The organism is Amycolatopsis sp. NPDC051102 (genome assembly GCF_040682815.1).
In the GTDB taxonomy this organism is placed as follows: Bacteria; Actinomycetota; Actinomycetes; order Mycobacteriales; family Pseudonocardiaceae; genus Amycolatopsis.
Genome location: NZ_JBFBBT010000025.1, coordinates 1 through 22359 on the forward strand (window position 1 = coordinate 1; position 22359 = coordinate 22359).

At 71.4% G+C, this 22359-nt stretch carries 21 protein-coding genes; 10 read left to right on the plus strand and 11 right to left on the minus strand.

Annotated elements, in window-relative coordinates:
- Positions 1-944, plus strand: a 944-nt coding sequence (locus AB0M93_RS41075; protein ID WP_364284894.1) for a BadF/BadG/BcrA/BcrD ATPase family protein, incomplete at its 5' end; no start/stop codon positions are given.
- Positions 945-1054: 110 nt separating this feature from the next.
- On the opposite strand, the gene AB0M93_RS41080 is transcribed toward AB0M93_RS41075, so the two are convergent.
- Positions 1055-1717: a DUF3159 domain-containing protein gene (locus AB0M93_RS41080; RefSeq protein WP_364284896.1), complete on the minus strand. Its 663-nt coding sequence runs from the start codon at positions 1715-1717 to the stop codon at positions 1055-1057.
- A gap of 269 nt (positions 1718-1986) precedes the next feature.
- On the opposite strand from AB0M93_RS41080, the gene AB0M93_RS41085 reads away from it, so the two are divergent.
- The 6 genes from AB0M93_RS41085 to AB0M93_RS41110 all read left to right on the plus strand — a co-directional run bounded on the left by AB0M93_RS41085 (position 1987) and on the right by AB0M93_RS41110 (position 6877).
- A complete protein-coding gene (locus tag AB0M93_RS41085) occupies positions 1987-2799 on the plus strand; it encodes an SGNH/GDSL hydrolase family protein (protein WP_364284898.1) in 813 nt (270 codons plus the stop codon).
- Positions 2800-3345: 546 nt separating this feature from the next.
- On the plus strand, positions 3346-4089 hold the full coding sequence (locus AB0M93_RS41090; protein ID WP_364284900.1) for an OmpA family protein: 744 nt from the start codon (positions 3346-3348) through the stop codon (positions 4087-4089).
- A gap of 13 nt (positions 4090-4102) precedes the next feature.
- Positions 4103-4492: a hypothetical protein gene (locus AB0M93_RS41095; protein WP_364284902.1), complete on the plus strand. Its 390-nt coding sequence runs from the start codon at positions 4103-4105 to the stop codon at positions 4490-4492.
- 58 nt (positions 4493-4550) lie between these two features.
- A complete protein-coding gene (locus tag AB0M93_RS41100) occupies positions 4551-5027 on the plus strand; it encodes a hypothetical protein (protein WP_364284904.1) in 477 nt (158 codons plus the stop codon).
- Complete coding sequence (locus tag AB0M93_RS41105) at positions 5024-5905, plus strand: hypothetical protein (protein ID WP_003071616.1); 882 nt, start codon at positions 5024-5026, stop codon at positions 5903-5905. The genes AB0M93_RS41100 and AB0M93_RS41105 overlap by 4 nt, the downstream gene beginning before the upstream one ends.
- Before the next feature lie 306 nt (positions 5906-6211).
- Positions 6212-6877 (plus strand): DUF4190 domain-containing protein, encoded by a 666-nt coding sequence (locus AB0M93_RS41110; protein WP_364284906.1) that lies wholly within the window; start codon positions 6212-6214, stop codon positions 6875-6877.
- A gap of 264 nt (positions 6878-7141) precedes the next feature.
- On the opposite strand, the gene AB0M93_RS41115 is transcribed toward AB0M93_RS41110, so the two are convergent.
- From AB0M93_RS41115 to AB0M93_RS41150, 8 genes are all read right to left on the minus strand, one after another.
- The gene (locus tag AB0M93_RS41115; protein ID WP_364284908.1) at positions 7142-9889 is read right to left on the minus strand and encodes a BTAD domain-containing putative transcriptional regulator; all 2748 of its coding nucleotides are present in this window, start codon (positions 9887-9889) and stop codon (positions 7142-7144) included.
- A 542-nt stretch (positions 9890-10431) separates the two neighbouring features.
- Positions 10432-11334 carry an ectoine hydroxylase gene (gene thpD / locus AB0M93_RS41120; protein WP_364284910.1) on the minus strand — a complete coding sequence of 301 codons (903 nt, stop codon included), beginning with the start codon at positions 11332-11334 and terminating at the stop codon, positions 10432-10434.
- Positions 11335-11363: 29 nt separating this feature from the next.
- Positions 11364-11756, minus strand: a complete 393-nt coding sequence (locus tag AB0M93_RS41125) for an ectoine synthase (protein ID WP_364284912.1) — start codon at positions 11754-11756, stop codon at positions 11364-11366.
- Between the two features lie 11 nt (positions 11757-11767).
- A complete protein-coding gene (ectB, locus tag AB0M93_RS41130) occupies positions 11768-13021 on the minus strand; it encodes a diaminobutyrate--2-oxoglutarate transaminase (protein ID WP_364284914.1) in 1254 nt (417 codons plus the stop codon).
- A 15-nt stretch (positions 13022-13036) separates the two neighbouring features.
- The gene (gene ectA / locus AB0M93_RS41135; RefSeq protein ID WP_364285129.1) at positions 13037-13591 is read right to left on the minus strand and encodes a diaminobutyrate acetyltransferase; all 555 of its coding nucleotides are present in this window, start codon (positions 13589-13591) and stop codon (positions 13037-13039) included.
- 105 nt (positions 13592-13696) lie between these two features.
- Positions 13697-16687, minus strand: coding sequence for a patatin-like protein (locus AB0M93_RS41140; RefSeq protein WP_364284916.1), 2991 nt, complete (start codon positions 16685-16687; stop codon positions 13697-13699).
- Between the two features lie 102 nt (positions 16688-16789).
- Entirely contained in the window at positions 16790-18025 is a 1236-nt protein-coding gene (locus AB0M93_RS41145) for a DUF445 domain-containing protein (RefSeq protein WP_364284918.1), read from the minus strand.
- A gap of 4 nt (positions 18026-18029) precedes the next feature.
- Complete coding sequence (locus tag AB0M93_RS41150) at positions 18030-18821, minus strand: Abi-alpha family protein (RefSeq protein WP_364284920.1); 792 nt, start codon at positions 18819-18821, stop codon at positions 18030-18032.
- Between the two features lie 86 nt (positions 18822-18907).
- On the opposite strand from AB0M93_RS41150, the gene AB0M93_RS41155 reads away from it, so the two are divergent.
- Positions 18908-19729, plus strand: a complete 822-nt coding sequence (locus AB0M93_RS41155; RefSeq protein ID WP_364284921.1) for a maleylpyruvate isomerase family mycothiol-dependent enzyme — start codon at positions 18908-18910, stop codon at positions 19727-19729.
- Here the strand turns inward: AB0M93_RS41155 and AB0M93_RS41160 are convergent.
- Positions 19726-20163, minus strand: a complete 438-nt coding sequence (locus AB0M93_RS41160; protein ID WP_364284923.1) for a lipopolysaccharide assembly protein LapA domain-containing protein — start codon at positions 20161-20163, stop codon at positions 19726-19728. The two genes, AB0M93_RS41155 and AB0M93_RS41160, sit on opposite strands and share 4 nt — an antisense overlap.
- Before the next feature lie 46 nt (positions 20164-20209).
- Positions 20210-21349, minus strand: a complete 1140-nt coding sequence (locus AB0M93_RS41165) for a dipeptidase (RefSeq protein ID WP_364284925.1) — start codon at positions 21347-21349, stop codon at positions 20210-20212.
- 100 nt (positions 21350-21449) lie between these two features.
- Between AB0M93_RS41165 and AB0M93_RS41170 the strand changes: the two genes are divergently transcribed.
- Positions 21450-21896 (plus strand): MarR family transcriptional regulator, encoded by a 447-nt coding sequence (locus tag AB0M93_RS41170; protein ID WP_364284927.1) that lies wholly within the window; start codon positions 21450-21452, stop codon positions 21894-21896.
- A 47-nt stretch (positions 21897-21943) separates the two neighbouring features.
- A complete protein-coding gene (locus tag AB0M93_RS41175) occupies positions 21944-22324 on the plus strand; it encodes a VOC family protein (RefSeq protein ID WP_364284929.1) in 381 nt (126 codons plus the stop codon).
- Positions 22325-22359 lie beyond the last annotated feature (35 nt).

A 22359-nucleotide genomic window follows, 5' to 3' on the forward strand; every position in this document is an offset into this window, starting at 1 on the left:
TGGGCGTCGTCGCCGGCGGGACGTCGACCTGGGCCGCCCTGGTCGACGCCGCCGGCGCGGTGCTGGGCGTCGGACGCGGCGAAGGCGCCAACCCGAACGCGCACGCGCCGCAGGTCGCCGCGGACCGGATCGCCGGCGCGATCACCGCGGCGCTCGGCGCCCACGACCCCGGCGCCGTGCGGGCGTGCGTCGTCGGCATGGCCGGGGTGAGCAAGCTGAGCGACGAGAGCGTGGCCGCGGTCTTCGACGCGGCGTGGACGCGAATCGGTCTCACGTGTGCCGTCCGGACGGTCGCCGACGCCGAAGTGGCGTACGCGTCGGCGACGCCGGCGCCGGACGGGACGGTCCTCGTCGCCGGCACCGGTTCGATCGCAGGCCGGATCCGGAAACGGCGTCTCGCGGGCACCACCGGCGGCTACGGCTGGCTGCTCGGCGACGAAGGATCCGCGTTCTGGCTCGGCCGCGAGGCCGTCCGTTCCACTTTGGAGGCACTCGGCCGCGGGCGGCCGCTCGACGGGCTCCCGTCGGCGGTGCTCGCCGCCGCGCTCGGACCGTCCGGTTTGGACGTCCGGGCCGACGCCGGCCGGCTCGCCGCGTCCCGCGCGTTGATCACCGCGGCCAACGCCGAGGCGCCGGTGCGGCTCGCCCGGTTCGCCCCGCTGGTGAGCGCGGCGCACGACGCGGGCGAGCCCGCGGCGCGCGAGATCGTCGCCCGCGCGGCCGAGCTCCTGGTCGCCAACGCCCTCGCCGCGCGCGAGCCCGGCGAGTCGACCCCGGTCGTGCTGGTCGGCTCGGTCTTGACCGGGGCGAGCCCGGTCGGCGCACTCGTGCGCCGCCGTCTGGCCGATCTCGAGGTGCTGACCAGCTCCGATGGCGTGCTCGGGGCGGCCTGGCTCGCCGCCGTGGACGCCTTCGGCGAGGGCACGCCACGCCCCCGGCCGTAAGGATCTCGAGCAAAACGCGGCGCAAAGCCGCGAAAACGTCGACTGAACCCGGGTAGTCCGGGTATCGTAGGCAGTGGCCCCCGGACCCTCCCCCCTCGCCGGGGGCCGCCTTATGCCCTGGGTACGTCGTCCGGGCGGGGTTCGGGAGCCAGGCGCAGGCCGGGGTGCTCCGGCGGCAAGGTCCGGTAGAGCACCCAGCCACTGACCGCGACGGTCAGCGCGACCAGCGGCCACGAGAGCACCGTCCGGGCGACACCGAGCGCGAGCACCTGGCCCGACCACCACAGCAGGCCGTAGACGGCCACGCGCAGCGTGTACTGGCCGAACACCCAAACCCAGCTGGCCCGCGAGTACGCCTTCAGCAGCGCCGGGTCGCGGCGCCAGCGCGTCTTCTGGCCCAGCACCAGGCCGACGACGACGCCGAGCAGCGGCCACCGCACGACGATGCTGGCCGCCCACAGCAGCGCGCTGGCCACATTGGACATCAGCTGCAGCAGGAAGAAGTCCTGCGCGCGGCCGGTGTGCAGGGCGATCAGCGCCGCCGCGACGACGGCGGCCAGGCTGACGACCAGCGCGCGCACCTTGCCGCCGCGGGCGACCCGGTAGATCCCGAGCGCGACGGCGACCACGATGGCGGCGCCGGCACCCCAGGCGACGGACTGCCCGGCCGCGAGCCAGCCGGCGACGAAGCCGACGGGCGGGATGCTGGCGTCGAGGGCGCCCCGGCGGCCACCGAGGATCTGCGCGAGCGACTCACGGGGTTCTCCGGACACGTGTCCAGCCTGCCGGATCGGCTCCGGGACACCCCGCCGAGGGAGATTTTCGCCACATCGGGGCCCCTGTTTGTGTCCGATTGTGCGGTTTCACGGCATGCCGAAGGTGAAGACTACGTAATAGAGAGGCGCAGAAGGCCGACAAGATAAGACACTGTTACCGCAGGCTGAACGCCCGGGGGTGGAGCGGGTTTGCGGTCGACGGTTAGTTGAGGTGTACAACTACATGTCGGGGTGTGTCGGTCGCAGGGACGGGAAGGGGACCCAACGTGTACGGATTCGACAGCTATGTGGCGCTCGGTGACAGCTTCACCGAGGGCCTCAACGACGACCTGCCGGACGGTTCCTTCCGGGGGTGGGCCGACCGGCTCGCCGAGGTGCTGTCGGGCGGCCGGAGCGACTTCCGCTACGCCAACCTGGCCCTGCGGGGCAAGATGCTCGACGAGATCCTGGACGAGCAGCTGCCGATCGCCCTGGAGCTGAAGCCCGACCTGGTCACGCTCTGCGCCGGCGGCAACGACATCATCGTGCCGGGCGCGGACGTCGACGCGGTCACCGCACGCCTGGAGGAGGGCGTGGCGAAGCTGCGCGAGGCGGGCATCCCGGTGCTGATGTTCAACGGCCCGGACACGAAGGTGCTGTCGGTGATGTCGGTGCTGCGCGGCAAGGTGGCGATCTACAACACGAACCTCTGGGCGATCGCCGACCGCTACGGCGCCCGCATGGTCGACCTGTGGACGATGGGCCCCCTGCACGACCGCCGCGCCTGGAGCGACGACCGCCTGCACTTCTCCCCGGAGGCCCACCGCCGGATCGCGCTGAAGGCAGCGGAGGTCCTGGGCATCCCGGCGGCGGGCGACTGGCGCGAGCCGTGGCCGGCCGATGCGGTCCCGAGCCGCTGGATCGACTCGCGCCGTTCGGACCTGACGTGGACGAAGGTGCACCTGCTCCCGTGGATCCGCCGGCAGATCCGCGGCGAGTCGATGGGGGACGGGCTGTCACCGAAGCGGCCGCAGCTGGCGCCGCTCGTGCCGTTGGACGTGCTCGAGGTGCCGGACAGCGCTCAGCAGCAGGCCAGCTGAGGGGTTGCTTTCGGCCGGGTCCGGCTCGCCGGGCGGGGCTCGGCTGGGTCGGGCTCGGTGGGAGCGGCTGGGCTGGGGCTCGATGGAGGGGCGGCTGGGCTCGGTGGGGCGGCTGGGCTGGGTCGGGCTCGGTGGGGTGGCTGGGCTGGGCTCGGTGGGGTGGCTTGGGCGGCATTGGTGCTGGGGGGGCTGGGCGGGCTGATGGTGCTCGGCGCCGGGGACAGGTCGATCAGGCCGGTGTCCAGCGGCGTCCAGCGGATGCCGCCCATCGCGATCGGTGCCCGGCGGAGCTGGCGAAACTCGCTTGAGTTCGCCTTCCGGCGCCCCTCGTTGGGGCCGCCACTGCGGCCGAGCTCCCGCCGCTGAAACGCGACTTCGGCGGGCCTGCGCCCCCCGGGTACCACTCTATCCGCCGTCTCCGACGGAAAGTGGCCGGGCGATCACTGAGGCGCGAGTTGTCCACATGTCGACTTGGCTGGGGACAACTTGTGGATCGCCACCCGGATTCAGGTCGCCAACCTTCCGGACCCGGCTTACAGTCCCCTTATGTCCGGTGGTCGGCGCTGGATCCTCGGGGTCCCGATCGCGGTGCTGGTCACAGCACTGCTGGCGGGGGTCGCCACCTGGACTCAGTCCGGGAGCATGGAACGCGACCTCACCGCGCGGGCCCAGACCGCGCTCTTCGAAGCCGGGCTGCCCACCGGGGACGTCCGGTTCGACGGGCGCGATGCCACCCTCACCGGCTTTCCGCCCGACCAGGCGCTGAGAGCACTCGAAGTCGTGCAAGGCGTCGAGGGTGTGCGGGCCGCCCAGGTCAACGGGGATGTGACGCCGGTGGCGCCGAGCACCAGCGCGAGCCCGCCGCCGCCCACGACCACCGCCACCAGCAGCAGCCCGCCGCCGCCGACCACCACCACTACCGCGCCGCCGCCCACCGACAAGGCCGGCGTGCAGGCCGAGATCGACCGGATGCTCACCGAGACGCCGATCAGCTTCGAACCGGACAGCGCCCGGCTCACCGCCGACGGGGAACAGGCCGCCCGCAGCATCGGGATCGCCCTCGCCAAGGCGCCGGCCGGCTTCCGGTACCGCGTCACCGGGCACGTCGCCCGGGGGCCCGGCGGCGAGAGCGCCGCGCTGAAGCTCTCCCGGGACCGGGCCCGGGCCGTCGCGCGGATCCTCACCGGCAATGGGCTGGCCGTCAGCCGCGTGACCTACCGGGGGCTGGGCGACACCCGGCCGGCCACCGGCGGCGACGAAGACCGGCGCGTCGAAATCACAGTCGTCTAAGGGGTGATGGCAGATGGTGTGGCTGTTCGGGCAGATCTGGCTGTGGCTGATCGTCGCCTTCGCCCTCGGTGCGCTCACGTCCTGGCTGCTCCAGCGCGTGGCGCACCGCCCGCGGCCCCAGCCGGAACCCGAGCCCGAGCCCGAAGCGCAGTACGAACCGCCGCCACCGCTGTCGACCGAGCAGACGCAGTTCATCCCCGCCGCCTGGGCGCAGCACGCACCCGAGCCCCGGCCGGCCGCCGCCGACGAGCCCGAGCCCGTCGGGCACCGCGAAGGGCACCTGCCGCTGCCGCCGCAGCGCGGGGCGGAGGCCGAGGACTGGCCCACCGAGGACGAACCGGCCTGGCCCGAGTCCGAAGAGGCCACCCCGCAGTGGCCGCACCAGCCTGGGCGCGGTGGCTGACACCCATCCTGGTAAATTCGGCTACGCACTGTGAGGGCGAGGCTGAGGAGGGGGTGGCGTGACGCTCCCCCATTGGACGGCGCAGCAGGTCCTGCCGCCGGGCCGGCACGCGTGCGACCTCGCCGACGTCTACGAGCGCCTGGTCTTCGACGCCCCGCACCAGAACGAGCGCGAGATCCTCTTCAGCGCGCTCAACAGCTACCTCGGCGTCGCCCGGCGGATCATCCCGTCCGGCCGCGCCTGGATCGGCGGCGAGCTCATCACCCGGACCGCCCACCCGCCGCAAAGCCTCGACGTCGTCCTCATCCCGGACGAGTGGGGCGCGCTCAAGCGGCTCGACGACGGCGGCCGGTCCGCGCTGTACGGCCTGCTCACCCTGCGCGGCGTCATCGTCGGGCAGCCGGCCATGTACCTCGACCAGGTACAGCCGGTCGGCGGCATGCTGGACGGCTTCCTGTGCCGTCCCGGCGACGAGGACGTCTGGGCCGAGGTCTGGGCCGAAGGCGGCAGGGGCTACCCGGAGATGATCTGGTGAGGAACGAGTTCCGGCGCATCGCCGACGAAATCCCCGGCGGCACGTGGCTCGACGACCTGGCCCGCGCCTCGGCGATGGCGGCCAACGCCAAGTTCGAGCGGACGTCCCGCTCGCCGCTGCTGCACGTCTCGGTGATCGGCGAACAGACCATCGACGCCTACACCTTCTCCGACATCAGCCGCGCGCTGCAGGACGCGACGGCGAAGATCGGGCACATCATCCGGAACCCGTCCGGCGAGGTCACCCAGGTCCAGCAGACCGACCGGGACAAGGCGCCGCTGATCCAGCGCGGCCAGGCGGGCAACGCCATCTTCTTCGGCTTCCCCGAGCCGGTGGCCGACGACGCGCTGATCGTCGACGGCATCGAGACGCTGTCCGAACGCGCGGTCAAGGAGCTCTGCGACTTCCTGCCGGCGAACGGCTCGGACGACGGCGCGCTCGACGCCGTGCTGCTGCAGCGCGACACCGTCCGCAACGCGGTGAGCGACATCGTCAACGCCGTCGCGAAGAACGCGGGCATCGGGATGGCGCTGACCCCGACCGCGGGCGAGCAGGTCACCCGCAGCATGACCACCGAGCAGGCGCGGATCCTGCAGGGCAGCCTCCGCGAGTCCCGGGAAGAGGTCGGCTACGAGACGGTCCGCGGGCGGCTCGACGGCGTCCGCACCCGGCGGCGGATCTTCTACCTCGACCGCGAATCGGGCGGCACCATCCAGGGCGCGGTGGCCCCGGATCTGCTCGACCAGATCAAGGAGAACCTCGACCGCCCGGTGACCGCCCGGTTGCGTGTCGTGCGCACGACGACGATCGACGGCCGCCGCGGCCGGCCCGTCTTCGAACTGCTCGAAATCACCCCGGAAGTAAGCCTTTTCGACTGAGAAGTCCGGTATGCGACCTTCGTCTTGAACACTGGTACCTACGGACGTCGTAGGCCTCACAGTGGTGCCGGGATGTCGGTACGATATTTACGATACCCGCTGCGAGGTCGGCAAAGACCGCGCCGAACAGTGGGAACTCCGACATTCTTCCCATTGATCATCGGGCCACGCCATGCCCGCGATGTCAGGAAATATCGACACCTGACCCGAAATGGTGGGACAATGACTTTTTCCAGAATGTAACAATTTCGTTCGGGGCCACACTTATGGGTTAACGTCGTCGCACTCCCACCCGAAGGGGTCCGCATGATGACCGACCCGCAGTACCCGCAGGCCGCCGCGCGCCACGGAAGACCCGCGCCGCCGGTGACGGCCACGGAGCGTCGTCGAGCCAACGCGAAGTCCGGACGGAACATCCTGGCCATCGTCGGCCTGCTGCTCGGCGTGGCCGCCCTGGTCATCACGTTCGTCCCCGGCGTCGAATTCGTCGCGTGGCCGCTGGCCGGGGTCGGGCTGGTCCTGGCGATCGCCGGGCTGGTCCAGGTCAAGAAGGGCACCGCGGGCGACCGTGGGCTGGCGGTCACCGCCACCGCCGTCTCGGGCGCGGCGCTGCTCACCGCGGCCGGGATGCTGCTGTATTCGACCTTCTTCAGCGGCGGGGAGACCGGGCTCCACCTGCCCGCGGTGGCCGGCGACAAGCACGCCGTCACCTTCCAGGTCACCTCCGCCGGCGGGGCGACGGTGCGCTACGGCAGCCTCAACGACCAGCGCACCGAAAATGCCCCCGCGAGCACCGACGCGTGGCAGGGCCAGGCTTCGTACAACAATGGCTCGTACTTGTTGACGCTCACCGCGGACACGCGAAATGCGGATGTCACCAACGAAATCAAGTGCGCCATTATGGTCGACGGCAAGAAGGTCGCGGAAAACAGCGGGACGACGATCGCGCTCTGCACGGCGAACGTGGGCTGAGCGCCTGGCGACCGGCCGGCCTACCCCCATCTCGGCCGGCCGGGCCGCCACGAGCCGCTCCTGGCGGCTCCCGGCCCCGCCGCGGTTTCCCGCGCGGGGCCCGGCACCGGCGTCTCAGCCTGCCCCTCCCCTAGGGCTCAGCCGGCACCGCCGAACCTACGCGGACACCGCCCGCACCCACTAAGAATCCACTAAGGATTCAGCGCGCGGGACCCCGCCGTGACCCATTCGCAACCCGGCCCCGGAAAACCACCGGAAAAGCCTTCACTGGAGATCGGCGAGTTCGGCGCGAACCTCACCGACGAGCTTCGGGTGCACCCGCTCGTAAATGCGCACGGACAACGCCAGTTGTTCCCGCGCGCCGTCGATGTCGCCGCGGGCCCGCAGCACCCGGCCCAGCGTCAGCCGCAGCGCGCCCTCCCGCGCGACGAACCCGCGGCTGATCGCCAGGTCGATCGCCTCCCAGACGTCCCGTTCCGCCGCTTCGGCGTCCCCGGTCCGCAGGCTGAGCTCGGCCAGCTTGTCCAGCGCGGCGACGACCCGGTCGTCGTCGCCGAGTTCGCGGTCGATCCGCAGGCCGGCGCGCTGGTGGGCGATCGCGTCGGTGAGCCGGCCCGCCCGCTTCTCCGCCTGCGCGCAGCTGCTGAGCGCCTGCCCGCGCAGGGTGACGTCGGGTGCTTCTTCCACGGCCCTGGTGAGCCGCTCGATGGCGGTTTCGTGCCGGCCGAGCCGGCTCAGGGCGCGCCCGAGGTGCAGGTCCACCGAGGTGGCCAGCCGCCGGTCGGCCAGCACGGCCGCGAGCTCCGCCGCCCGTTCGGCGTCCGCGAGCCCGTACCCGGGCAGCTCGAAGGTCAGCGCGATCTCGCACCGCGCGAGCCGCAGCCAGCACTGCCCCGCGACGTCGCCCGCGGCTTCGGCGGCGGCGACGCCGAGGTCGGCCATCCGTGTCCACTCGTCGAGCAGCGGGCAGGAGACCCGGTAGGTGTGCGCGAGCCGAGCCAGCCGCCAGACGTCGTCGTGGCGGCCCGCGGCGTACGCGGCGTCGAGGACGGCCAAGAGGTTCGGCCACTCGGCCGCGAACCAGTGGTTCGCCTCGTCGAAGCCGGGCAGCGGCGGCAGCACGTCGTCGGCGAGCACGTTCGAGAAGTCGAGCGGGTCGGCGACCCGGCCCAGCCGGCGCCGCGCCCGGTCGGCCACCGCCTGGTAGTAGCGGATGGTCCAGCCCAGTGCCTCGTCGCGCTCCTTCTCCCCGAGCTCCTTTTCCACGAGCTCGCGCAGGTACAGCCAGACGAGGTCGTGCGGTACGAAGACGTCCCGCTCGGTCTCGGCGATGAGGTTGTGCGCGGCCAGCGCGCGCAGCCGCCGCCGGGCCTCGGCCACCGGGATCTGCGCGACCGCGGCCATCACGTGCGGCCCGACCAGCACCCCGGGGATCGCGCCCAGCTGCAGGAACGTCTGGGCGATCTCGTCGGGCAGCCCGCGGAAGGAGACGTCGAACGCCACGCGCACGCTGTCGTCGGCGCCGTCGACCTGCAGCCCCGCCAGCCGGGTGCGTTCGTTGCCGAGTTCGTCGACGAGCTCCTCCGCGGTCCGCTGCGCGCCCGCCGAGAGCCGGGCGCCCGCGATCCGGAGCGCGAGCGGGAGGTAGCCGCACAGCCGCGCGAGGGCGTGGTTGAGGCTCGCCGGACCGGCGAGCTCCTCGATCAGCTGCACGGCGTCGTCGGGCGCGAGGGTGCCGAGCACGCGCTGCTTGGCCGCGTTCGACACGGCGAGCCCGTCCAGGCGCGATCGGCTGGTCACCACCGTCATCGTCCGCGCGCTCGGCGGCAGCAGCGGACGCACCTGCTCGGCGGTGCGGGCGTCGTCGAGCAGCACCAGCATCCGCCGTCCGGCGATCAGCGACCGGTAGAGCGCGACGCGTTCGTGCAGCAGCTCCGGGATCTTCGCGGTGTCGACGCCGAGGCCGAGCAGGAACTGCGTGAGCAGCTCGGCCGGCTCCAGCGGCGGGTGATGCGGGTCGAAGCCGCGCAGCGACGCGAACAGCACCCCGTCCGGGAACCGCGCCGCGACGCGGTGCGCCCACCACACGACCAGCGTGCTCTTGCCGACGCCGGCGGTGCCGGTGACCACGGCGATCGTCGTCTCCCCGGCTTCGACGCGGGTCACCAGGCCGTCGAGCCAGGCCAGCTCCTCGGCGCGCCCGGCCAGGCCGGGCACCGCGGCGGGCAGCTGCGAAATCGCTTTCGCCGGCTCGCTGCCGACGGCCGGCGCGACGACGTTGCGCGCCGGGAGGTCGTCGTTGAGCACCCGTTCGTGCAGCCAGCGCAGTTCGGTGCCCGGCTCGACGCCGAGGGTGCGCAGGGTCGCCCGGGAGACCGTCCGGTACAGCTCGAGCGCGTCGCCGCGGCGCCCCGCGTGGTACAGCGCCCGCATCAGCTGGCCCGCGGTGCGTTCGGCCAGCGGATCGGCCCGGACGATCGGGCTGAGCTCGACGATCAGCTCCGCGTGCCGGCCCAGTTCGAGGTCGGCGTCGACGCGGGCGCCGTGCACGGCGAGGCGGAGGTCTTCCAGCTCGGGCGCCCGCAGCGAGTCGGGCACCCCGCCCAGCGCCGGGCCCTGCCACAGCGCGAGCGCTTCGGCGAGCAGCGCGGCCGCGACCTCCGGCGTGGCCACCGACGCGCGGTCCAGCAGCGTGCGCGCCCGGTGGACGTCGATCCGGTCGGGCTCGACGTCCAGCCGGTAGCCCGGCGGGGTGGTCAGGATGCGCGGGCCGTCGAGGTCGCGCAGGATCCGCCGCAGGTGGGAGACGTTGCCGTGGACGATGGTGCGGGCGGTCGCCGGCGGGTCGTGACCCCACAGCGCGTCGATGATCTCGTCGAGCCCGACGACCTTGCCGGGCTTGAGCGCCAGCAGCGCGAGCAGGCCGCGGACGCCGGGACCGCCGATCGGGACGGGGTCGTCGCCGTCGAACAGCTGGACGGGCCCGAGCAGCTGGAGGCGGGTCCGGGCCATGCGCGCGCCCACCTCCCCGGTTCTGCGATGTGCCGGCGTCGCCCCCGCCGGAGACGTCAACCTACCGTGCTCGGGGGACGGCGAATACCACCCGGCCGGGCCGGGACCAGGACGTTTCGTAGCGCTGCGGAATCCGCAGCACCGGTGTCCGGGCCGTACGGCATCCACTGGCTTACCCGTCCGGACGAGGCGCGTGCCCGGCCGCACCACAGGGCGCACCCGGCCGGGTCGTGCGTGTCGTCCATCCGGGTACCCGTGGCGTCCACGTGGGTACGCGTGCCGTCCGCCGGGGTACGAACAGGACAAACCCCGTACCACCGGTCCCGATCCGGTGGTACGGGGTCTGTTGAAACTTCGGCCGGGCCGCCAGGGGGCCGGTCCGCCCGTCCGTCGCCATCGATGACCGGGCGGGTGTGCTCACCCCGAGCGAAGCACCCGCCGCCGGTCGTCAACGAAGACGTGTTGCGCGGACCACACGCCCACGCGGTGGCGACACGGTAACAAAGCGCACCGGACCGGTCACCGGCGGGGCTGGGTGAACCTCACCTCGTGATCGGCGTCGAGTCGCGGCCGGCGATGAACGCGGGCCGCGGTGCGCCGGCCGCGAACGGCTCCTGCAGGGCGTTGTCCACGCTGTTGAACACCAGGAAGATGTTCGAGCGCGGGTACGGGGTGATGTTGTTGCCGGAGCCGTGCATGATGTTCGAGTCGAACCACAGCGCCGAGCCCGCCTGGCCGGTGAACTGGTCGATGCCGTGCTCGGCCGCCAGCTTCGTGATGTCGTCCTCGCTCGGCACGCCCACCCGCTGGTCCTTGAGCGAGCTCTTGTAGTTGTCGTCCGGCGTCTCGCCGGCGCACTGGACGAACGTCCGGTGCGACCCCGGCATGATCATCAGACCGCCGTTGAAGGGGTAGTTGTCGGTCAGCGCGATGGAGCAGCTGACCGCGCGCGGCGACGGCATGCCGTCCTCCGCGTGCCAGGTTTCGAAGTCCGAGTGCCAGTAGAACCCGGTGCCCTTGAACCCGGGCATGTAGTTGACCCGGCTCTGGTGGACGTACACCTCCGAGCCGAGCAGCTGCCGCGCCCGGTCCAGCACGCGCGGGTCGCGCACCAGTTCGGCGATCAGGTCCGAAATCTCGTGGACGTCGAAGATCGACCGGACCTCACCGGTCTTCGCCTCGGTGATCACGCGCTCGTCCCGGGCGAGCTCCCGGTCGGCGGACAGCCGCACCAGCTCCTGCCAGTACGTCTGCACCTCCCCGACCGACAGCAGGTCGTCGACCACGGTGTAACCCTTGGTCTCGTGGTTCGCCAGCGTGGCGGCGTCGATCGGGCCGTCGGCTTCGGTACCCCACACGGTGGGGTGCACGCGCGGCAACTGCTCCGGCGTACCGGTGATCCGGGTCGGATAGGTGTCGTCGACCCGGGTGTCCGTCAGCGTCACGGGCTTCGCCTCCTGTTCCTCTCCGGTGCTTACGCGTCCTCGGTGATCAGCGGGTACACGCCGTTTTCGTCGTGCACTTCGCGGCCGGTCACCGGGGGGTTGAACACGCACACGCACTTGATCTCGGTCTTCGGCCGGACCTGGTGCTTGTCGTGGTCGTTGAGCAGGTAGAGCGTGCCGGGCTTGAGCTCGTACACCTTGCCGGTGGCCAGATCCTCGATCTCGCCCTCGCCGGAGGTGATGAACACCGCCTCGATGTGGTTGGCGTACCAGAAGTCGTTGACCGTCCCCGCGTAGAGCGTGGTCTCGTGCACCGAGAAGCCGACGCCCTCCTTGGCCAGGACGATCCGCTTGCTGCGCCAGTTCTCGGTCTTGATGTCGGCGTCGGTGTCGGTGATTTCGTCGAGCGTGCGCACGAGCACGGGCGAACTCCTTACTTCTTCAGGACGGCCTTCACGGACTCGTCGATGATCGACAGGCCCTGCGTCAGCTCGTCGTCGGTCAGCGTCAGCGGCGGCAGCAGCTTCATCACTTCGCCGTCGGGCCCGGAGGTTTCCATCAGCAGGCCGCGCGCAAACGCTTCCGCGCAGACACGCCCGGCCAGGTCGCCGTTTTCGAACTCGAGGCCGCGTGCCAGGCCACGGCCCTTGGCGATCAGGTTCGCTTCCGGGTACGCCTCGACGATGCCGGAGAACGCGGAGGCGATGCGCTCGCCCTTCGCCTTGGTCGACTTCTCGAGCGCGTCGTCGCTCCAGTAGAGGTCGATCGCTTCCTTGGCGGTGACGAACGCCGGGCTGATCCCGCGGAAGGTGCCGTTGTGCTCGCCCGGCTCCCAGACGTCGAGCTCCGGCTTGATCAGCGTCAGCGCCATCGGGATGCCGTAGCCGCTGATGGACTTCGACAGGCAGACGATGTCCGGCGTGATCCCGGCGTCCTCGAAGGAGAAGAACGGGCCGGTGCGGCCGCAGCCCATCTGGACGTCGTCGAGGATCAGCAGGATGTTGTGGCGCTTGCAGAGGTCGTCGAGCCCCTTCAGCCACTCCAGGCGCGCGGCGTTGATGCCGCCCTCGCCTTGCACGCCTTCGACGATCACCGCGGCCGGCTCGTTGAGCCCGCTGCCGGAGTCCTGCAGGAGCTTCTCGAAGTAGAGGAAGTCCGGCATCGCGCCGTCGAAGTACTGGTCGTACGGCATCGGGGTGGCGTGCACCAGCGGGACGCCGGCGCCGCCGCGCTTCATCGAGTTGCCGGTGACCGACAGCGCGCCCAGCGTCATGCCGTGGAAGGCGTTGGTGAAGTTGATGACCGCTTCCCGGCCGGTCACCTTGCGCGCCAGCTTCAGCGCGGCCTCGACGGCGTTCGCGCCGCCTGGACCGGGGAACACGACCTTGTAGCCGAGCCCGCGCGGGTCGAGGACCTTGTCGCGGAAGGTCTGCAGGAAGTCGCGCTTGGCCACGGTGAACATGTCCAGCGCGTGGGTGACGCCGTCGCGCTGGATGTAGTCGATCAGGGCCTGCTTCAGCTGCGGGTTGTTGTGCCCGTAGTTCAGCGCACCGGCCCCCGCGAAGAAGTCCAGATAGGGCTTCCCGCTTTCGTCGTACAAGTGGCTGCCCCGCGCGCGGTCGAACACGACCGGCCAGCCGCGGCTGTAGCTGCGTACTTCGGATTCGAGCTCTTCGAAGATGCTCATGTGTTTCTTTCTCTCCTACTCGCCCGGATTCGTCGGCGGCGTCAGCGGACCGATGCGGTAAAGCTCTTCCGGCAGGTGCCCGGCTTCGGGGAATTCCCCGCCGTCGAACAGCACACTGGTTTCCATTGCGGCGTTCCACCGCTTCGCGAACGACGTGAACAGCCGGATGGACGCCTCGTTGTCCGGGGTGATCGTGGTCTCGAGGTAACGCACACCCTCACCGACCAAGCGCGTGTACAGCGCGTCGAGCAGGGCCCCGGCCAGGCCCTTTCCGCGCTGGGACGCGTCGACCGCGACCTGCCAGACGAGCGCCGCCGCGGGCTCGTCCGGTCTGCGGTAGGCGATGACGAAACCGACCGCCCGGCCATCCTCACGCGCGACCACCGAAGACCCGGCGAAATCGCGGCACCACAGCATGTAGGCGTACGGCGAGTTGAGATCCAGCTTGGCGGAATCGCGCGCGATTCGCCACAGCTGCGCGCCGTCCGCCTTGGTCGGCGATTCGATCAAGTGCGTTACGGACATACTCAGGAAACGTAACAGAGATTTTTCCGCATGCCAGCGACGCAGCTCACGACCCCCGCGATGACCTGCGACGACGCCGAGTACCCGGTGAGCAGTCACACAAACATGTTTGGAGTGGACGGTGCCTGGGCAAACGCCCGCGGCGGATCGTCAGCGTGAGCGTCCGGCGACGTCGAGCGCGCCGGCCTTCGCCCGGCGGCGGTGGCCGAGGCGGCGCACGATCGCGCTCACCGGCATCACGATCGCGGGCAGGATCAGCAGCCCGGACACCACCAGCCACCACACCGCGCCTTCGCCGCGGCGCCAGCCGGCCACGACGTCACCCAGCCAGCCGAAGAACGGGCGGGCGAGCGGGGGCAGGAACGCGGCCAGCAGCAGCGCCGCCACGACCAGCGCGCTCAGCGCCGCGAACAGCGACCGCACCTTGCGGCCCGTCGTGAGCAGCGCTGTCGCCAGGTAGACGACCGCTCCCGCGAGGACCGGGAGGCCGATCCACTGCAGGACCGCGCCGCCGTTGCTGCCGATCACCAGCCCGGCCAGCAGCGCCAGCACGCCGGCCACGAGCGAACCCGCCGTGCCGAGCCGTGACGCGCCCTGCGCGACCCTCGCCGTGCTCCTGGCGACCGTCCGCAGGATGCTCGCCACGGTCTGCGGCCAGCCACCCGGCAGCCGGAACGCGACGGTCCCGGCGTTGACCGTGGCGGCGCCGAGCGCGACCAGGGTCCGGGTCAGCCGCGCGGTGCCCTGTTCCCCGGCGAGCTTTTCGGCCGAGACGCGGCAGCCCTGGAACTGCGCCTGCGCGGCGGCCACGTCGACCCGGGGCAGCTCCTCGGCCAGCGCCTTCTCGATGCCGGGGCGGTCCTCGGCGTCGTAGCGCGCCGCGAGCGTGACGACCGGGAGTTCCTCCGCGGCGATCGCTTCCTGCCGCCGCCGGGCCAGCACCATGGCCGTCACCGGCATGCTGAGCGGGCGTCCGGCGTCCGGCTTGTCCACCGGATTGAGGTCGGCGTCGAGGCCGAGGAAAGCGAGTTCGGCCGTCAGCTGGTCGGTCAGCTGCCCCGCCTCGGCCGCCGTGCAGCGGTCGCGCTCGTCCGGCTTGCGCCAGCCGGGCTTCAGCACCGCGAGGAGCTCGTCGCGGAACCGGTCCCGGCCGACGACGTCCCGCAGCGTTTCGAGGCGGACCGGGTCGAGCAGGCACTGGACCAGCCAGCCGGCGCCGTCGATGCGGCCCCACATCCAGTCGCTGGCCCGCCACGACGCCTTGTAGAAGGCGCCGAAGTAGCTCGCTTGCATCCCGGTCAGCTTGTCCCACGACCGGCGCCGCGTCATGTCGAGCAGCGTCCGCGAATCGGCGCTGACCTGCACGAGGTCGACCCGCTGGTCGACCGACGGCGCCTGCGCGAGCAGCCCGCGCGTCGCCACGTGCAGGGTGAGCAGCCGGCCTTGCACGACGTCGTCCGGCACGTCGGGCGTGAGCGCGAGCCAGTCCAGCAAGGTGGTGACCGTGCCGCCGTCGTCTTCGGCGGCCAGCGCGCGCAAGGTCGGGGCCGCTTCGCGCAGGCCGGCGACCACCTTCGGCCACGCCTCGGCGACGGCGGCCGAGCGGCCCAGCCCGGCCCACTCCTCGGCGAGCTCGCCGATCCACGTCTCCAAGGTGCTGCTCGCGCCGGGCGGGGTGTGCGCGGCGACCCACTGCGCGAGCCGCACGCCGCGGCCGGAGGTCCGGCGTGCCTCGTGCAGCTCGGCACGCGCGTCGTTGAGCACCTTCGCCTGCGCGCCGTCCGGCCGGAGCCGGAAGCCGGCGTTGACCAGCTGCAGGCCGGTCGCGACGGCGTCGTCGAGCGCGGTCGTCCGGTAGCCGACGAGGGCGGCCACGGGCAGGCTGGCGGCCGGCGGCCCGGCCGGGACGCCGCTGCTCAGCCCGGCCACCGCGATCGTGCGCAGCTGCTGCGACATCCCGGACGCCCACTCGCGGTCCGGGGTGTCCGCGTCGGACAGCGCATACCGCCGGGCGGCGGCCCGCACCAGCTCGGCGGCGTCCTCCGCGGTCCGGCGCTCGAGGTAGGCGGCAGCGATCCGCGCGTCCACCAGGCATTCCGGCCCGCCGCGCAGGCCGAGGGCGGCCAGCGAGACCCGGGTGTCACGCGCGCGGAGCACGGCGTCGTTGTGCCGGGTCAGGTCGTCGAGCTCGGCGCTGATCGACTGGCTCATCACGGTGTTGACGACCCTGGCCATCGCACCCGACAACAGCGGCGGGTTCGCCGCATCGCACCCGACGGCGTCGGTCTCCCCTTCGCCGGTCGGCACGACGTAGAGCAGCAGCCGCCGGACGTCCACGTTCGACGTGCGTTCGAAGATCTCCCGCAGGGCCGGGCGCAGCGGCTTGTTGAGCAGCACCCCGCCGTCGGTCAGCCAGTGCGACCGGGTCAGTTCCGTGTACGGCGTCATGTCGGGGTGCAGGCGGTCGGTGCCCTCGGTGCCGATCGGCATCCGGGACAGCTCGAACGCGCCGGGGAAGGACGCGGTGGAGCGGGCCGCCAGCGCGAGCGGCCCCTCGACCCCGGTGGTCCACAGTGGACCACAGAAGCGGAAGAGCATCCGGTGTTCGGTGTCCCGCACCAGGTTCCCCAGCGCATCGTCGAACCGGGTGGTCTCGCCGTCGATCATCGTGCCGGTGAGCAGCACGGTGATGTCGGGATCGTCGGCAGGCGGCGTGCCCTGCGCGGTGATCTGCCGCAGCGCCCGCTCGACGTCCCCGAGCAGCACGCGGTCACCGTCGAGCACCGACCGCGGCTGCGGCTCCCGCGCGTCCCGCACGAGGTTTTCCAGCGAACCGGTGGAGATCCAGGTGTCACGCAGCACCTGCGGCGTGGAGCCGAAGGCCTCGGCGAGCCCCAGGCAGGCGGCGTTGATCCCGCCGGCACTGGTCCCGGTCAGGACGTCGATGGAGACGCTCGCCCGCAGCACATCGAGCAGCCCGCGGTAGAGGCCGGCTCCGGTCCGCGGATCACGCCGCGACTCCCGCAGCAGCTGCGACGTCTCGGTGGCGACCCCGCCCATCCAGATGGCCAGGCTGGCCCCGCCGACCATGGTCATCGCGAGGCGGATTTCCTGCTGCCACGGTTCCGCGGTCCCGTCCATGGAGTCTCCCGGCGGTCGGTCGTCCTGACGCAGAGTAGAGGCGAAAGGTGAGCGCGGGGATACCAGCGGGTGTACGGCTGTTCGGGTGGACTTGTTCGCCCGTCAAGCCGCCAGGTGCTCCAGGACCAGCACCTGCGCCTCGCCGACCGCGAACCCCAGCACCGCCCCCGTCGCGATCAGGATCCACTCGTCCTGTTCGAACGCCGGCCGCAGCAGCCGTTCGAACTCCCGCGGGGACAGTTCCTTCATCTTCGACACCAGTACGTTGCGGATGTCCATCGCGTCCGTCGCGTAGTCCTCGATGTACCGCATCGTCTCCGGGAGGCGGGACATGATCTGGGACGCGATCGCCAGCTTCATGTCCTGGTACTTGCGGCTGCCCACCGCGAACACCAGCAACGGCTTCGCGACGCTGCCCAGCTCGCGGTCCAGCTGACGCTGGATCAGCGCCAGCACCCGGTCCGACAGCGGCCCGTACAGGATCGCCTCGATGACGTTGTGCGGGGTGATGATCTCCTTCGCGATCAGCGATCCGTACGCTTCCGCGACCTCCGCGCGCCGCTTCAGGAACAGGCCCTGCCACTGGATGCCGAAATAGCGCCGCGGCTCGATCGGGTAGAAGATCATCCGCAGCGCCAGCCAGTCCGTGAACCAGCCGGTGAACAGGCCGAACACCGGCATGATCGGCGGGAACTTGAACAGCACCCACGCCACCATCTGGATGACGCCGATCGCGCCGCCGAACACCAGGCCCGAGCGGGCGATGAACTTGAACTCCTTCGCGCCCGCCTCCTGGAAGATCCGGTTGAGCAGGCGCTTGTCCTTGACCAGGCTGGTGACCACCATGCCCTTGAGGTCGAACACGCTGTCCACATCGGACTTGATCAGGTCGAGCACGGCGGCGACCATCCGCGGAGACTCGTGCTGGACGCGCTGGACCACCAGCCGCCGGACCCGCTCCGGCAGCGACTCCCACAGCCCCGGCCGGTAGTGCGCCGCCACCTCGCGCACGATGTCCTCGACCCCGGCGAGCAGTGGCTTCTCGATCTCCTGGGCGATCCGGGACGCGTCGAGCCGCGCCACCACCTCGGCCGGTTCGATCAGCTGCTCGGTCATCGTGTCGCAGGCGATGCTCGCCATCCGCGCCGCGCGCTTCGGCACGATGCCCTGCCAGCCCAGGAACGGCTTCACGCCGATGAACTCCACCGGCTGGAACATCATCCGGATCGCGACCAGCTTGGTGCCGTAGCCGATCAGCGCCGCGACGACCGGGATCGAGACGTAGAGGGGCCAGTGCTGCGCGAAGTCGGCGACGATGCCGCTGAGGAAGGCCCCCATCCGGTCAGCCGAGACTCGGGTCGCAGGCCTGCCAGAATTGCGCCCCGAGGCGCGAGACGTGGATCGTCCGCCGGACGAACTTCGCGCGCCGGACGTGCTTCTCCGCCTCGCGCACGGTCTCGTCGGTCAGCAGGATCTCGTACTGCGTCTCCAGCGACGGCACCTCTTCGTCGAGGTCGACGAGGCCGAGCCCGATCAGCCGGGTGACGTAGCCGGGCACCTGGTCGGGCAGCGACACCCCGGCCGCCTTGCCGACCGTCGAGGCGTTGCGCAGCACGACCCGGCCGGCGCCGCCGAGACCGGTCCGCTCGACGACGTCGACGGCGGGGAACGGCGAGCCGTCGGACAGCGCGGACAGGATGCGGGCCTCGTCCGGCGTCAGCTGGCGCAGGATGATCGCGTAGAAGTACTCGCGGGCGCGTTCGCGGCCGAAGCCGATGGAGTGGTTGAGCAGCTCGGCCATCGCCGCGCGCAGCGGCTCGGCGTGGTTGTCGCGCGCCGGCACGAGCGTGACCGTGGCTTCGGCCTTCCCGGGCACGGCCGCACGGTTCATCGCCGACGCCGCGGTCAGCGCCGCGTGGTACGGGTCGTCGACTTCGTCGAGCCGGCGGCGCAGCTCGGTCAGCAGCTGCCGTTCGACCTGCCGGACGCTGCGTTCGGCGGTCTCGACACCGGGGAGCTTGCGGCCGAGCGCGAAGCCGGTCCGCGCGGCCCAGCCCGCCAGCCGGCCGGCGCGGCGGGCCAGGTCGGCCACCTCGTCGGTGGTACCCCGGCCGTTCGGTCGCTCTGCGTTCACCGGTGGGCTCCCCTCTGCTTACGCGAAACGTGATGCTACCTGCGGGTAGGCCGAATGGAGGTGTGACTTGCGTGTTGGATGGACGCATGAGCCCGACGCGCTGGGGTCCGCCGATCGACGTCCTCCCGTACTTCTCGAAAGAAGAACAAGCGCTGATGACGCTGCTCGGCGCCCTGACCGAGGAGGACTGGACGCGGCCGACCATGTGCGCCGGCTGGACGGTCAAGGACGTCGCCGCCCACCTGCTGGGCGACAAGGTCGGCCGGCTGTCCCGCGGCCGCGACGGGCACACCGCGGATTCCCCCCGGCCGGGTGAGGCGTTCCCCCGGTTCATCGACCGGATCAACGAGGAATGGGTCGTCGCCTGCCGCCGGCTCTCGACGGACGTCCTGCTGACGATGCTGTACGAATTCATGGGCCAGACGACCGAGTACTGGGCGCAGCTGGACCTCGACGCCCTCGGCATGCCGGTGAGCTGGGCCGGCGACGAGCCCGCCCCGCGCTGGCTGGACGCGGCCCGCGACTACTCCGAGTTCTGGGTCCACCACGTGCAGATCCGCGAGGCGCTGGAGCACACGCCACTGGAGGCGGAGTACGCCGAACCGATCGCGGACACGTTCGTCCGCGCGCTGCCGCACACCCTGCGTGACGTCGACGCCCGCATCGGCAAGCAGGTCGGCTACACCGTGACCGGCCAGGGCAAGTGGTACGCGCGCCGCGAGCGCGACGGCTGGGTCCTGGACCGCGGCGCGCCGCCGTCGCGCACCCCGCTGGCGTCGGTGACGACGGACCTGGACACGTTCTGGCGGCTCTGCACCCGCAATGCCGCGAACCTCGACGGCGTCCGCACCACCGGGGACGAAAACGTTTGCGCAACCGTCCTCGGGATGACGTCGATCATCGTCTAGCGGCGGCGCGCCTGCTTCCGCAGCTGCAGGATCCGGGCGCCGCCGATCAGGGCGACCAGCACCGCCCCGCCGATGGCCGAGAACAGCATGGCGATGGCCAGCGGCAAACTGCCCTCGGCGCCGAAGAACCGGACCGTCGCCGGGGCGAGGTTCTGCAGGATGAAGACCAGCAGCACGGCCAGCACGACCAGGCCCGCGATCACCGCGACCCAGGTGCCGCTGATCCGCGTCGGCCGCGTCTTGCCCGCCGGGGTGGCGGCCCCCGGCCGGGCGGGCGCCGGCCGCACCGGGGTCACCTCCTCCGCGCCCGGACGAACGTCGCCGGCACGCAGCTCGGCGGGTTCCAGGGCGCCTTCCGGCACGTCGGTGCCGGGCAGGTCGTGGTGTGCGGGACCGGTGGGGCGGTCGGCCGCGCCCCCGCGCGCGTGCGTCATGTCCTCAGTGTCCGTCCGGCGTGCGGGGAGCGCTGGCTCAAACCCCCTAACGGGCGAAGCCGTCGACCTCACGGAGAACGCGGAGGGTGTTCTTGCCGGCCAGTTTCTCGCAGTCGTCCTCACTCCACCCGCGCTCGAGCAGGGCGGCGAACAGCACCGGGTACTTGGACGTGTCCTCCAGCCCTTCCGGCAGCGAGGCGACGCCGTCGTAGTCGCCGCCGAGGCCGATGTGGTCGATCCCGGCGACCTCGCGGGCGTGCTCGACGTGCGCGACGACGTCCTCGACGGTGGCGAGCGGCTTGGGCGGGCCGTCCCACTCCTTGACGAACTTCCCGCGCAGGGTGAGGTTCCGGTACTCGAGCCCGGCCTCGGCCATCGCGGTCTCGAGCCGCTCGTTCCAGGCGGCGACCTTCGGCGAGACGAACGCGGGCACGAAGGTGATCATCGCGACGCCGCCGTTGCCGGGCAGCTGGGCGAGGACGTCGTCCGGGATGTTGCGGGGGTGGTCGTTCACGGCGATGCAGGAGGAGTGGCTGAAGATCACCGGCACCGAGCTGACCTCGATCGCGGCCCGCATCGTCGACGGCGCGACGTGCGAGAGGTCGACCATCATCCCGATCTTGTTCATCTCGCGGACGACGTCGCGGCCGAACTCGGTGAGCCCGCCGTGCACCGGCTCGTCGGTGCCGGAGTCGGCCCAGGTCGTGTTGAAGTTGTGCGTCAGCGTCATGTAGCGGACGCCGAGCCGGCGCAGGATTCGCAGCACCCCGAGCGACTCGGCGATGCTGTGCCCGCCCTCGGCCCCGAGCAGCGACGCGATCCGGCCGTCGGCGAAGGCGGCCTCGGCCTCGTCGGCGGTGGTGACGAGCCGCAGCCGGTCCGGGTAGCGCTCGGCCAGCTGGTGGACGACCTCGACCTGCTCGAGGACGGCGGTCACGGCGCTGTGGCCTTCGAACTCACAGGGCACGTACACCGACCAGAACTGCATGCCGAGCTTCCCGTCGGCGAGCTTCGGGAAGTCGGTGTGCAGCGCGGGCTGCCGCACGGTCAGGTCGAGCGACGCGGCCGCCTCGACCGGGTTCGGGCCACCGTGCTGCCGCAGCTCCCACGGCAGGTCGTTGTGCCCGTCGGCGAGGATGACCGCGTCCAGCAGTTTGGTAGCACGCTGTAGTGCCTCGTTAGTCATCGCCCGATCGTAGGGATGACCGGTATATGGTTCGTACAAACGGGCTGACATCTTCCCCGAAAGAAATAATCCGGCGAGGCGTGGCGGTAAAGTACGTCCCGTGGACACCGACGACGACGAGATCGTCACCTGGTGGGGCCTGGTCATCGAGGGTTACCTGGCCACCCAGGACAAGCTGATGGGCGAGATCGCCGACCGGTTCGGGCTCGCGCCCGCGTCGTTCGACATCCTGCTGCGGCTGGTCCGCTCGCCCGAGCACCGGATGCCGATGACCCGGCTGGCCACGGAGGCGGCGCTGTCCAGCGGCGGCTTCACCAAGGTGGCGGACCGGCTGGTGGCGGCCGACCTGATCTGCCGGATCCCCAGCCCCGACGACCGCCGCGTCACGTTCGCGTCCCTGACCGAGCACGGCCTGGACGTGGCGAACCAGGCCCGCGCGGCCGCCGCGGACATCCTGCGCCGCATCGTGCTGACCCCGCTGGGTGACGACGCCCCCGCACTCGCCGAAGCCATGCGGACACTCCGGGCGTTCAACGACGGCCGTTGAAAAAGCCGAGGTCACCGCGGTGGTCGTGACGGCGCACCATGAGAACCATGCTGACCGAGTCGACCATCACGACGATGCTTCCGGTGACCGACAGTGAACGCGCCGGCCACTTCTACGCGGACTCCCTCGGCCTGAAGCAGACGGGGAAGGGCGAGGACGGAACCCTCTACTTCGCCGCGGCCGGCGGCGCCATCGGACTTCGGCCGATGCCGGCCGGCACGCAGAGCGAAAGCACGGCGCTGAGCTTCGAAGTCAGCGACCTGCCCGCCGAGGTGAGCGCCCTGGAAAGCCGCGGCGTGCGTTTCCAGGACTTCGAAATGGAGGGCCTGAAGACCGTCGACCACATCGCCGAGCTGGGCACCGAGCGTGCGGCGTGGTTCAACGACTCCGAAGGCAACGTGCTCTGCCTGCACGAGGTCCGGGGCTGACCCGCTGGGGGCGCGGGGGCGCCGGATGTGTCACC

Bases quoted from the DNA above. Each gene is read 5' to 3' on its own strand.
- AB0M93_RS41090 (WP_364284900.1), top strand. From the start codon at position 3,346: ATGTCCGGTGGTCGGCGCTGGATCCTCGGGGTCCCGATCGCGGTGCTG.
- AB0M93_RS41095 (WP_364284902.1), top strand. From the start codon at position 4,103: ATGGTGTGGCTGTTCGGGCAGATCTGGCTGTGGCTGATCGTCGCCTTC.
- AB0M93_RS41110 (WP_364284906.1), top strand. From the start codon at position 6,212: ATGATGACCGACCCGCAGTACCCGCAGGCCGCCGCGCGCCACGGAAGA.
- AB0M93_RS41115 (WP_364284908.1), bottom strand. From the start codon at position 9,889: ATGGCCCGGACCCGCCTCCAGCTGCTCGGGCCCGTCCAGCTGTTCGAC.
- ectB (WP_364284914.1), bottom strand. From the start codon at position 13,021: ATGAGCATCTTCGAAGAGCTCGAATCCGAAGTACGCAGCTACAGCCGC.
- AB0M93_RS41140 (WP_364284916.1), bottom strand. From the start codon at position 16,687: ATGGACGGGACCGCGGAACCGTGGCAGCAGGAAATCCGCCTCGCGATG.
- AB0M93_RS41145 (WP_364284918.1), bottom strand. From the start codon at position 18,025: ATGGGGGCCTTCCTCAGCGGCATCGTCGCCGACTTCGCGCAGCACTGG.
- AB0M93_RS41155 (WP_364284921.1), top strand. From the start codon at position 18,908: ATGAGCCCGACGCGCTGGGGTCCGCCGATCGACGTCCTCCCGTACTTC.
- AB0M93_RS41160 (WP_364284923.1), bottom strand. From the start codon at position 20,163: ATGACGCACGCGCGCGGGGGCGCGGCCGACCGCCCCACCGGTCCCGCA.
- AB0M93_RS41165 (WP_364284925.1), bottom strand. From the start codon at position 21,349: ATGACTAACGAGGCACTACAGCGTGCTACCAAACTGCTGGACGCGGTC.
- AB0M93_RS41175 (WP_364284929.1), top strand. From the start codon at position 21,944: ATGCTGACCGAGTCGACCATCACGACGATGCTTCCGGTGACCGACAGT.